At 56.1% G+C, this 10,702-nt stretch carries 11 protein-coding genes and 1 tRNA gene; 7 read left to right on the forward strand and 5 right to left on the reverse strand.

Going from position 1 to position 10,702, the window contains the following annotated elements:
- Position 1: 1 nt before the first annotated feature.
- Positions 2-136 carry a hypothetical protein gene (locus tag Q5Y75_RS12895; RefSeq protein WP_306197928.1) on the forward strand — a complete coding sequence of 45 codons (135 nt, stop codon included), beginning with the start codon at positions 2-4 and terminating at the stop codon, positions 134-136.
- A 337-nt stretch (positions 137-473) separates the two neighbouring features.
- Here Q5Y75_RS12895 and Q5Y75_RS12900 read toward each other — a convergent pair whose 3' ends face one another.
- Genes Q5Y75_RS12900 through Q5Y75_RS12910 form a run of 3 tightly spaced genes read right to left on the reverse strand, consistent with a single transcriptional unit; the run spans position 474 to position 3,360 of the window.
- On the reverse strand, positions 474-839 hold the full coding sequence (locus Q5Y75_RS12900) for a GtrA family protein (protein ID WP_306197930.1): 366 nt from the start codon (positions 837-839) through the stop codon (positions 474-476).
- A complete protein-coding gene (locus Q5Y75_RS12905) occupies positions 836-1,843 on the reverse strand; it encodes a glycosyltransferase family 2 protein (protein WP_306197933.1) in 1,008 nt (335 codons plus the stop codon). The genes Q5Y75_RS12900 and Q5Y75_RS12905 overlap by 4 nt, the downstream gene beginning before the upstream one ends.
- A complete protein-coding gene (locus Q5Y75_RS12910) occupies positions 1,840-3,360 on the reverse strand; it encodes an ArnT family glycosyltransferase (protein WP_306197935.1) in 1,521 nt (506 codons plus the stop codon). The genes Q5Y75_RS12905 and Q5Y75_RS12910 overlap by 4 nt, the downstream gene beginning before the upstream one ends.
- Before the next feature lie 142 nt (positions 3,361-3,502).
- On the opposite strand from Q5Y75_RS12910, the gene Q5Y75_RS12915 reads away from it, so the two are divergent.
- The 5 genes from Q5Y75_RS12915 (at position 3,503) to Q5Y75_RS12935 (ending at position 8,459) form a co-directional block, all read left to right on the forward strand.
- Positions 3,503-4,174, forward strand: a complete 672-nt coding sequence (locus Q5Y75_RS12915) for a response regulator transcription factor (RefSeq protein WP_306197937.1) — start codon at positions 3,503-3,505, stop codon at positions 4,172-4,174.
- A 1-nt stretch (position 4,175) separates the two neighbouring features.
- Positions 4,176-5,564: a sensor histidine kinase gene (locus Q5Y75_RS12920; protein ID WP_306197939.1), complete on the forward strand. Its 1,389-nt coding sequence runs from the start codon at positions 4,176-4,178 to the stop codon at positions 5,562-5,564.
- 184 nt (positions 5,565-5,748) lie between these two features.
- On the forward strand, positions 5,749-7,224 hold the full coding sequence (locus Q5Y75_RS12925; protein WP_306197942.1) for a multicopper oxidase domain-containing protein: 1,476 nt from the start codon (positions 5,749-5,751) through the stop codon (positions 7,222-7,224).
- A 230-nt stretch (positions 7,225-7,454) separates the two neighbouring features.
- A complete protein-coding gene (locus Q5Y75_RS12930) occupies positions 7,455-7,796 on the forward strand; it encodes a PepSY domain-containing protein (protein WP_306197945.1) in 342 nt (113 codons plus the stop codon).
- Between the two features lie 156 nt (positions 7,797-7,952).
- Positions 7,953-8,459, forward strand: a complete 507-nt coding sequence (locus Q5Y75_RS12935) for a GlcG/HbpS family heme-binding protein (protein WP_306197947.1) — start codon at positions 7,953-7,955, stop codon at positions 8,457-8,459.
- A gap of 377 nt (positions 8,460-8,836) precedes the next feature.
- On the opposite strand, the gene Q5Y75_RS12940 is transcribed toward Q5Y75_RS12935, so the two are convergent.
- Positions 8,837-8,912, reverse strand: a tRNA-Trp gene (locus Q5Y75_RS12940).
- Positions 8,913-9,072: 160 nt separating this feature from the next.
- Between Q5Y75_RS12940 and Q5Y75_RS12945 the strand changes: the two genes are divergently transcribed.
- Entirely contained in the window at positions 9,073-9,777 is a 705-nt protein-coding gene (locus Q5Y75_RS12945) for a lysophospholipid acyltransferase family protein (RefSeq protein WP_306197949.1), read from the forward strand.
- Positions 9,778-9,811: 34 nt separating this feature from the next.
- Here the strand turns inward: Q5Y75_RS12945 and Q5Y75_RS12950 are convergent, their stop codons facing one another.
- The gene (locus Q5Y75_RS12950; protein ID WP_306197951.1) at positions 9,812-10,552 is read right to left on the reverse strand and encodes a sulfite exporter TauE/SafE family protein; all 741 of its coding nucleotides are present in this window, start codon (positions 10,550-10,552) and stop codon (positions 9,812-9,814) included.
- Positions 10,553-10,702: the final 150 nt, after the last annotated feature.

Below are 10,702 nucleotides of genomic sequence, written 5' to 3' on the forward strand. Positions count from 1 at the left end.
CTTGGTACTCCACGAGCGCGCAACTCTGGCCGTCGGCAATGGCATTGAGGTGAGCGACGATTTTGATGGCCAGATGATGCGCACGATCCAAGCGGGTGTGCTGACACTGACCAAGATAGAGGCGAAGGCGGCGTGATCGACGCGCTTACCGGCTGCCCGTCTGTGGTGACCGGGTGGTGCCTGTACGCGAACAACCGCTTGGAGCCCAACTTCGACCAATGCTGCGCGATGTCCCAATGACAGCAACACGCAGAAAGCCGACGTTGGCCGCTTTCAAGGCGGACCGAAGCTTGCGCTCGCCCATTCTTTCAATGCTGCATTGCAGCGTTTAGAAGGCGGACGTCAAATTAATGCTCCAAAATGACGTCGCTTCCATTCTTGCTAAACCAAATTGGTTGTCAGCAGCGTCTCGGCAGTCGCACAAATCAATCTGCAACCCTATCTCGCTCGAAAAGGGAACTGTTGTTCCACTATCAAAATGCCCAATTTCGGCTAACGAAGAAGGACAGTATAGCTGCAAGAGCAACAGCCAAAACGAGAGCGGATTCGGCTGAAATCTTCCCGGTCCAATCTGCGGCGATCAGTATCCCGCCATTTAGCGCGTAACCTGTTATCGCCACTGCAAAATATCGCGACAGTGCTACTAGGATTGAGGCAGACTTATCTGCAAAGGTGAAGAAGTAATGGGTTGTGAATCCAAACAAAAAGGCGCCGCAGAACGCCAGTGCATTTGCAACATGAAGTGTGATGCTACAGCGGAACAGAAAGAGACCGAGCACTACATGCACCAGTGTGGCTAAGACCCCAACCGCTCCAAACCGACAGGCTTGAGCTATCATGGCGATCCGTCCAGATTGGGGCCAAAATCTTCCGCAACGATAAAACCGGGTCGGCCTTTCACTTCTCCGAAGACCCTTGCAACGTATTCACCAAGAATGCCGACCGAAACCAGCTGCACGCCTCCGAGAAGGAATATCGCGGCAGCAAGTGTGGACCATCCCGGGACATCAATACCGAACACAAGGGTACGGGCTGCGATCCAAGCACCGTAAACGATGGACATTGCCGCAATAGCAAATCCAATGAGGGTCCACATTCTGAGCGGCCAGGTTGTGAAAGACGTGAGACCGGTGAGTGCGAGCTTCATCAATCCGATCAATCGGAACTTCGACGTACCATGCATGCGAGGCTCAAGCTCGATCCTGATTTCTTTGCTACGAAATCCCACCCAGCCATACAGACCTTTCATGAAACGGTTGCTTTCCGGCATGTCGCAAAGCGCATCGACAACCCGCCGGCTCATCAAACGGAAGTCCCGCGAGTCCGGTGGGATGGTTACGTCGGAGCCAAGATTCAACAGTTTGTAGAAAAGCTGCGTGAAAAGCCGTTTGGACCTGGGCTCATCCGCGCGATGGGCGCGGCTCGTATAGACCATTTCATAGCCGTCTTCATAAGCCTTCCACATGTCATTCAAACAGGACAAGGGTTCTTGCAGGTCGGCATCCAGGATCACAACAGATTTTGCGCGGCTTGCCTTCAGGCCCGCCATAATGGCCTGTTCCTTGCCGAAGTTGCGCGACAAACGTAGAACACGCAGCGGATAATCAACGGCCAAAGCCTTGGCGCGTGACAGAGTGGAATCTGTGCTGCCGTCATCGACAATGATGATCTCATGGCTTTCGACCAAGCATGTTACTTCGGCGTGAACCCTGCTAATTGCTGCGTCGATACTTCCTTCTTCGTTATGTGCGGGGATAACGATGGAAAGAGTCGGTATCGGTGTTTTCCACAAATTGAGATTTTCGGCCAAGCGATAGGGTGCCGTAATATGTTCCTGCTTCATGTTCGCCCCCCCGCATGGGGAAACTCGACGAACAAATGCCGGCGACCGATGCGACCAAGGTTTTGAAACCGGCTTTCGATCAGATGCTTGATCTTGGGTAAGTCATAAGGCTCCACGGCCAAAGCATCCAGATATGCGTTGAACAGCATGCGCTCGATAACGACCGGGTCTTCTGTCGTGCGCACGGCTCCTGCGGAATAGAATTCAGCGGAATAGCTGCGGCTGCCCCAATAGGTCACGCGCATCTTAGGTGCTATTGCAACGGCCTGTTCGATCAGGTCTTTTTCTGATCGCAAGTTCAAGCGCTCCGGAATTGCAAGAACAACAAGCGAAAGGCAAAGATAGATGACACCGTTGCCGACCAGTGCGCCTATAAAGGCGGGGCGTATAGCTCCCACTTTCCGCGCCCCGTCTTTCGTCCAAAGCGAAACCAACAGCAACGCAGCAGCCGGTAACGCCGGAAGCACATAAGCGGGCAGAATGTTGGCCGCCGGCGTGAACAGGATCAACGGTGACAGACACCAAAGCAAAAGGTAGCTGTACCAGCCCCTGTCATCCTCTCGAAACTGTCGCGACGTTTGTTTTGGCCGAAGTAGAAGCGCGGCTACGAATAAGCTCCAAGGCAAGAACGCCCCCAACGCGAAGACCCAGATCATCCCTTTGGGTTCGGCATGTCCATTGCCATAAAGATCGCCCTGCCAACCCGAGACAAGAAAGCGCTCAATATGTTCTCCGATCAGGAAATAGCGCAGATATCCCGGCGTCGCGGCCTCGGCGGCCAGATACCATGGCAGAGACAGGACAATCGTCAGCAACAGACCAATGCGCCACGGCAAGTGTTTCAGAACGGGCCAACGGTTGCCAATCAGCAGCCACAGGAAGATCGGGATGCCAGTCAGAACAAGGGCAACCGGCCCCTTTGCCAGCAGACCGACGGCCAGACCGAAGAAAAACAGGTATCCACAGCCGGCGCGGTCGGGTGCAGTCACGCAGACAAAAAATCCTGTCATACAAAGCGTGGTGCCCAGAACAAGCGCCATATCCGTCATCACAAAGGCAGACGCGCCGAAAAACAAAAGCGAAGACGTGAGGATGGTTACTGCTATCAGGGCCTGATCGGCCCCAGCCCGATACCGCATCAGTGAATAGGTCACAGCCAAGGACGCCATGCTCAGCAGCAGGATCGGAACACGCGCGCCGAAATGCCCGACCCCGAAAACTTTCATCCCAAGCGCCGTCGCCCAAGTATGCAATGGCGGCTTCGCCCAGAACGGCACGCCATAGTCGAATTGAGGCGTGATCCAGTTCCCGGTCTCCACCATCTTACGGGCGATCTCGGCGTATCTGGCCTCGGTCGTGTCCGTGATCGGAAGCCAGAAGACCAGCAAAACGCGGATGATTAGAAAGCCGGCCAAACAAGTGAACAACACGCTTCGTTGAGACGCAGTGAGCCTGAATGTGTGAAAGGGCGCAGGCTGGGTGTTGTGCGCCTGAAAGCTGGGGTCGATTGTAACCATGGGTCCATCCTGTGAGTACAGGGACCGACTAAGGTTCAAGGAATCCTCAGATCATGGGCGCAACTATACAATTTGGTAATGTGGTGGAAGGCGGGGGTGGAAATCCAATAGAGTGGTCGAAACCAATCCGCGGGCCCAAGCAATGCGCATACTCATTGTCGAAGATGATGCCGAGACGTCAGAGTATATCAGCTCCAGCTTGAATGCGTTGGGGCACACCTACGAAGTCGCGTCTGACGGCAAACAAGCCTTCCTGCAGGCATTGGATAGCGACTTTGATGTGATGATTGTTGACCGAATGCTTCCCAAACTCGACGGTCTGGCTCTGGTTAAGTCCATTCGCAGCGCTGACGTCAAAACACCGATCATTTTCCTGAGCGCCATGAACGGCCTGCATGACCGTATTGATGGATTGGAAGCCGGTGCGGATGATTACCTTGTCAAACCATTTGCGTTCTCGGAGTTATCCGCACGGCTGATGGCGTTGACGCGGCGCCCGCCAATGCAATCTGAGCCAACCATGATAAAAGTCGCCGATCTTGAGGTGAATCTCATCGCACATACAGTCACGCGCGCGGGACAAGAGATTCCAGTACAACCTCGCGAATATCGGCTGTTGGTTCACCTGATGCGCAACGAAGGTCGCGTCGTGACACGCACGATGTTGCTCGAGGCGGTCTGGGATTTTCACTTCGACCCGAAGACCAACGTGGTCGAAACCCATATCAGCCGCTTGCGCCAGAAGATTGACAAACCGTTCGTCAAAGATCTGATCCATACGGTTCGTGGCTTCGGCTACAGCCTGCACGCCTGACATGAAAATACCCTGGTCCGGCTTTCGCAGCACTTCGACGAAGCTGTCCCTGCAGTTTGCTTTGCTTTATTCGGTGCTGGTCGCGCTGATGTTTTTGGGGGCTTATCGCCTCTCGATATATGAAATCCGGGATCGCACATTCGATCGGATGCGCGCCGATGCAGAGACCTTAACGGGCGTCTATGCCAATCACGGGGCGGACCGCTTGACCGAGCATGTCAAAGCGCTGCAAACGGTGAACTTTGAGAATTCTCGGATATTCCTGCTGCTTGACCAGAACGATCGAACTGTCTCCGGAAACATATTGGAAATGGACCCGGCTGCGGTGACCGGTGACGATGTGCAGTTCATCCCGGTCAATGACATTGAAATCGACGGAGATCATGAAGACGAAGTCAACGGCTACTGGCTCGCCCAAACTCGGATAGGCCCGTTCCAGTTCATTCAGGGGACCGGCGATCATGTGGGCAGTGAGGTGGTCGAGGCTTTGGCGGTCGCACTCGTCATCGGCTCTGTAATGGCGATCGCCGCTGGCTTGCTGGCCGGTGTCTGGGTCGGCAAAATAACCGAAAAGCGCATCGTCGATATCTCGAATACGCTGGACCGCGTTTCAACTGGTGACTTGCAGGCGCGTATTCCGACCTCTGACGGTGCCAGCGATGATTTGAGCCGGGTATCGGAAAGCGTCAACGCGACCCTCGGTCGGCTGGAAACACTGCTGGAAACGCAACAGCAGATTTCCAGTGATATCGCCCATGATCTGCGCACGCCTTTGCAGCGCTTGCGTCAACGGTTGGAACGATTGCAGAGCCAAACACAGCCTGACCCATCCGAAGCCGGAGCGTCTCTGGTCGAAGTTGAAGATATTATCACGACTTTCAACGCATTGCTCCGGATCGCACAAGTCGAAGCCGGAGATCAACGTGCCAGATTTGAGAAGGTGGATCTCGATACGGTTGCCGAAACGGTGTTCGAAGCGTTTGAGCCATCGGCAGAAAACCAGAGCCAGACACTGCGCCTGACACGTTCACCATCGACGGCAATGGTGCTCGGGGACCGAGCCTTGTTACTGCAGCTGGCGTCGAACTTGATCGAAAACGCCCTGCGTCACTGCCCGGAGGGCACAACAATAGATGTCACCGTCGATGCAAGCGATGGACATGCGACACTAACCGTCTCGGATAATGGCCCTGGTATTCCCATCGAGGACTGCGAACGCGTGTTCAGGCGTTTTTACCGAGGCGACAAAAGCCGAAGCAGCGCGGGTCACGGTTTAGGTCTTGCGATGGTAAGCGCCATTGCAACACTGCATGAAGCGGAGGTTTCGCTGAGTGACAACGAACCAGGCCTGACTGTAGGCATTACGTTCCGCGGACTAAAAGTCGACTAACACTCCTCCTCCGCATTCGATCCGGATCCGGTCTAAGGCCAACATTACCAATCTGTATTGTTCCCGACATCTTGCGGGTAACCGCGATGCTGTTTGTGGCACCAGCGGCGCAGGCAGGCTTACCTCTTTCCTCCATGCGCTGACGGGGGCCAAGGCCGATCCTTGGAGCAATACGGAGAAACACTTGAACAGACGCGATTTTCTAACGGCGGCGAGTTCTGCTGCTTTGTTGCCACTGTCAGGCGCGACATGGGCGCAAGCCGCAACACGTCCATTGCCGATCATCCCAATCACTGATGTGACAGCGGGGGGCGACAGACGGATCAAATTGAACCTGCAGGCCGCCACTCATGACTTTGGAACAGGTGCGGCCAGTGCCACGTTTGGTATCAATCACTCCTATCTCGGCCCGGTGGTTCGTGCGAAGCAAGGACAGACGCTGCCCTTCGATGTCACAAACGGTATAGGCGAGGTGACGACCTTGCATTGGCATGGGTTGCACATACCCGGCGAGGTGGATGGCGGCCCGCATCAGGAAATCAAACCCGGCGAGGTTTGGTCGCCGGACGTGCCGGTCACGCAGCGAGCCTCTATGAATTGGTTTCATTCCCACATGCATGGCAAAACGGCGAGGCAGACTTATACAGGTTTGGCAGGTGTTTTATTGATCGAGGATGACGCTAGCCTGTCTGCCGATCTTCCCAGCACATATGGCGTGGATGACTTTATGCTGATCTTGCAGGACAAGATGTTCAACTGCTCTAGCCAGATGGACTATGTCCTGACCGGCGAAGTATTTGAAGAGGGCTTCACGGGCGACACTCTTGTGGTGAACGGAGCAGTCGCGCCGGTGGCTCAGACAGTGCCACAGGGATTGGTTCGCCTACGCATTCTGAACGCCTGCAATGCGCGGTTTCTGACCTTGTCATTGCAAACCGGGCCGATGACTGTGATCGCATCGGATGGCGGTTTTTTGGCCTCGTCGGTCCAAACCGAAAACATCCTAATGTCGCCGGGCGAGCGCTATGAAGTTCTGATCGATACGAGAACCGCGGACGCCAATGCACTGATGGTGAGTTTTGGTGAGGACGAGGGGTTTGTGGGAATCCTGGGCTCGATGTTCGGCGGCGGTGGCAATGCCATACCTGCCTTAACTCTGAACCGGCGGGCCGAAGCAGGGTTCACAGGGTCGCTGCCAGATAGGCTGGCCAATCTTTCCTCGGCAGACTCTACCGAAGCAACGGTCACCAGATCCTTTCAGCTGAACATGGGCGGGAGTGAGGAATTGGCGACTCTTGCCACCCTTTGGGGCAACGTATGTGGCGATGGCGGCATGGGGATCAACGGCCGACCCATGAAGATGGATCGCATTGATGAACATGTCCGCCAAGGTGACACCGAGATCTGGCGGATCGCCTCGGACGACCAACTGCATCCCTTCCACATTCACGGATGTTCTTTCCGCATCCTCACGCAGAATGGTGCGGAACCACCCGCCTACGCACAGGGTTGGAAGGACATGGTGCATGTCGAAAACGAGTGGTCCGAGGTGCTGGTCCGGTTCGACCATCCCGCAACCAGTGACGCACCGTACATGTATCACTGCCACATTCTGGAACACGAAGATTGCGGGATGATGGGGCAGTTCACGGTCGGTTAAAACCGCGATCCCTCACCGGTTCAATCAATATTTGGTCCGCTCGCGCACTTCTCGGCTTGCCCAAAATCCGCAGGATTTGACACGGAAAGCCCAATAAAGCCAACCGCGACGCCCAAAATCGCAGACCTAACCAATCTGTCATATTCAAGCAAAGTCGTGGAGAGAATGCGCCCGTTAGTTAGTGATGCAAGCGGAAAGCACCGCTTTACAGATGAGAAGGGAAATCGCGCATGAAGAACGTAGCTATTTTGGCGGCCAGTGCAGGTACGCTGAGCCTTCTTTGCACTATGGGCAGTGCCCAATCGGCTGCAGATCAACCGCCTCTGGCGTCACCGTTAACGTTTAATGAAGCCATCTCAATAGCGCTTGAGGAACAACCCGGAACGATCGCAGAGATCGCTTTGGAACGCTCCAATGGTGACGTTGTGATCGACATCGAAGTCATCAACGAAGTCGGTGACGAAGTCGAATTCCACCTCGATCCTGCAACTGGCGAAATTCTCTCCTCATGGACAGATGACGACCCCGGCGATGATCCAGGCGAGACCGACGACGCAGATGCGGACGGTTGAGGTGCCGATACCTCTGAGTACTGGTTCGCCTCGAAGAAGGCTTTGCCCGAACCCAAGGTGACTTCACCAGGCTCCGCGTGAATCTGGTCAACAGCGGCCAGTATTCTGCTCAGTACAACAGAAATCCTGCCAACCCACCCAAAAAAGGATATCAAAATGAATGTGTTAACCAAGACACTTTGCGTTTCTTATGCGGTGCTGACCAGCGCCGCGTACGCCGGCCCTCACGTGGAAATGAGCATCCCTCTCGAATGGGCGCAGACCGCCGCCACGGTTGCGTCTCAAACCTGCGCAGATATGGGGTTTGCTACAACGGTCACGATTGTGGACCAACGTGCCCAACCCCGCGTCCAACTGATGCGCGAAGGCGCATTCCCGCATACCATTCACACCAGCAGCCGTAAGGCAATCACGGCTGCGTCACGCCGCGAAGCGACCTCGGTGATTGAGGCCGAAAACGAGCATGAGCCTACGTTGGGTGCTGTCTTCAATGAAATCGGCCTGATTACACTTTCGGGGGGCATCCCGATTGTTTACGAAGGCGCCGTCATCGGTGGCATCGGAATTGCTGGGTCTCCCGGAGAGGACACAAATGGCATGGAATTCGACGACATCTGCGCCGAAGCAGGTATTGCGGCAATAAGCGAACAACTGAAACCGTAGCGACAACTGACTTGAACAGAGGGGCATCCTTGGGAGCCCCTCCTGCCTACGACTACTCCAAGGTCAGCTTTAAGAAGTGACCCGAGACTTTAGCGTAGCTGCAGCGAATGGCTGTTTCCGCCTGCCGTGTTTTTCGCCTCCGTCGCAAAGTGCACAAAGCGGTCTTTCTGCCGGAAAATTTTGACGGCAGATTTGTCCCGCACTTCCGACATTGGCGCTACGTCCCCAGCCACCCTAGTGCGGTGACCAGCGTTCCGACGCACCCAAAGAGGGATCGGTAGCCCCGATTCACGCTCTTTTTCTGCAAAACGCACAAAAAAACCGCACAAAATCAGTTGCGGACAATCTGTGGTTTGCGCTTAAGATATTGATTTTATTGGCAGGGGCAGCAGGGTTCGAACCCGCGACCTACGGTTTTGGAGACCGTCGCTCTACCAACTGAGCTATACCCCTAAGGCCGCGCTTGGAATAGGCCAGCGGCGCGCCGGACTCAAGGGGGTTTCGACTGCTTGCCGCATATTTTCTGACCCTCCGTCTGGGCCGGTCAAGAAAACGGATTGCACCGCTGCGATGATCGGGTAAGACGGAGACCGGTTTTTCAGGGGAAGCAAACGTGAGCCTGCGCAAAAAGATCGCCGATAGCGAAACGGTCCTGAACTGGGCCGCGCGCCGGATCGCCTGGTATATCCGGCTGGTGCGCAAGCACTCCACCTGGCAGCGCGTAGGGTACGAGGATCTGGATGCGCTGGTGGACCAGAAGGAGCCGGTGATTGTGGTTCTCTGGCACCAAAGGCTAGCCCAATCGCCTTATTTCTTCCCGCTGGAAAGGGGACGCATATGCTCGATCACCTCGGCTGCGCGCGCGGGCAGCATGGTTGGCCGGGTGCAGAAACTGTTCGGTATGGACACGATTGCCATGTCCAGCCGCACCCGCCATGTGGCGCTATCACGTGCGGTGCTGGGCAAGATGAAAGAAGGGATTTCCATCGGCATCGCCGCTGACGGTCCGCGTGGGCCGGAACGGGTGTCCTCGACCGTGCCGCTGATCTGGGCGCGCAGTTCGGGCAAGCGGGTCTTCGGTATCACCTATTCCAGCCGCCATGCATCAGAGGCGGGCACCTGGGACCGACTGCTGCTGCCCCGCCCCTGGCGCAACGAGGGCGTGCTGCTATGCCGGGAATGGAAAGAGACGGTGCCGCGCAAGGCCAGCGAGGGGGAGATCGAGACGCTGCGACAGAGCCTTGAGCAGCACATGAACGATATTACGGCGGAGGCCGACCGGATGGTCGGACGCACGCCTTGGGTGCCGGAAGCCTGAAGCCTGTCGGGCATCGGCGCCGCCGCGCGCGATTTCAGTCGAAGACCACCTCGTAGAGCAACTTGAGCGACACAAGCGCCAGCGCGATCTCGACCAGGAGGAAGAACAGGCGCTCGGGCAAGGCGCGGGATATGGCGGCCCCGCTCCATGCGCCTGCCAGTGCCAGCGGGGCCAGCCAGATCGCCTGCGAGGCGCTGTTCAAAGTGACCTGTTCCGCAAGGATGTAGGGTGGGAGCTTGAGCAGATTCACAATTGTGAAAAAGATCGTCACCGTCCCGAGATACACCATTTTGTCCAACCGCTGAGGCAGGACATAGGCTTGAAACGGCGGGCCACCGGCATGAGAGATGTAGCTGGTCAGCCCGGCCAATGTGCCCCAGAAAATACCGCGCGGCAGATCGGCGGGACGCGCGGGCGGTTCTTGTTTGGCGAAACGACCGCGAAGCGCATTGATCAGGTATGCAATGCCGATCCCGGCAACCAGCAGCTTGACCGCATCGCCGGGCACGAAAGACACCGCAAAAAAGCCGATCAGAACACCGCACATGGCTCCGGGAAGGAGGATCTTGAGGTTTCGGGCCGAGAAAGCCCTGCGAAACAGATAAACGGCATAACAATCGGCAACGATATAGAGCGGCAACAGCAGCCCAGCAGCCCGCGCCGGATCCATAAACAGGGACATGAGCGGCACCGAAAGCAGGGCGATCATCGGCACGCCCCCTTTGGAGAGCCCCAACAGAAGCGCCGCGAGGCCGGCGATCAACCAATATTCCATATGTGATGCCCCGTTGCCCTGTCGGGTAACCTCTTAGCCCTTCCCGGCTGGTCGTACAAACCTTACAGCTTGCGTCATTAATACACTGTGGTGGAAAGAAAAAGGGCGCCCCGACGGGCGCCCTTTCCGTTTGATCATTCGCTAGAGCGA

The organism is Ruegeria discodermiae (assembly GCF_030758345.1).
Taxonomy (GTDB): Bacteria; Pseudomonadota; Alphaproteobacteria; order Rhodobacterales; family Rhodobacteraceae; genus Ruegeria_C.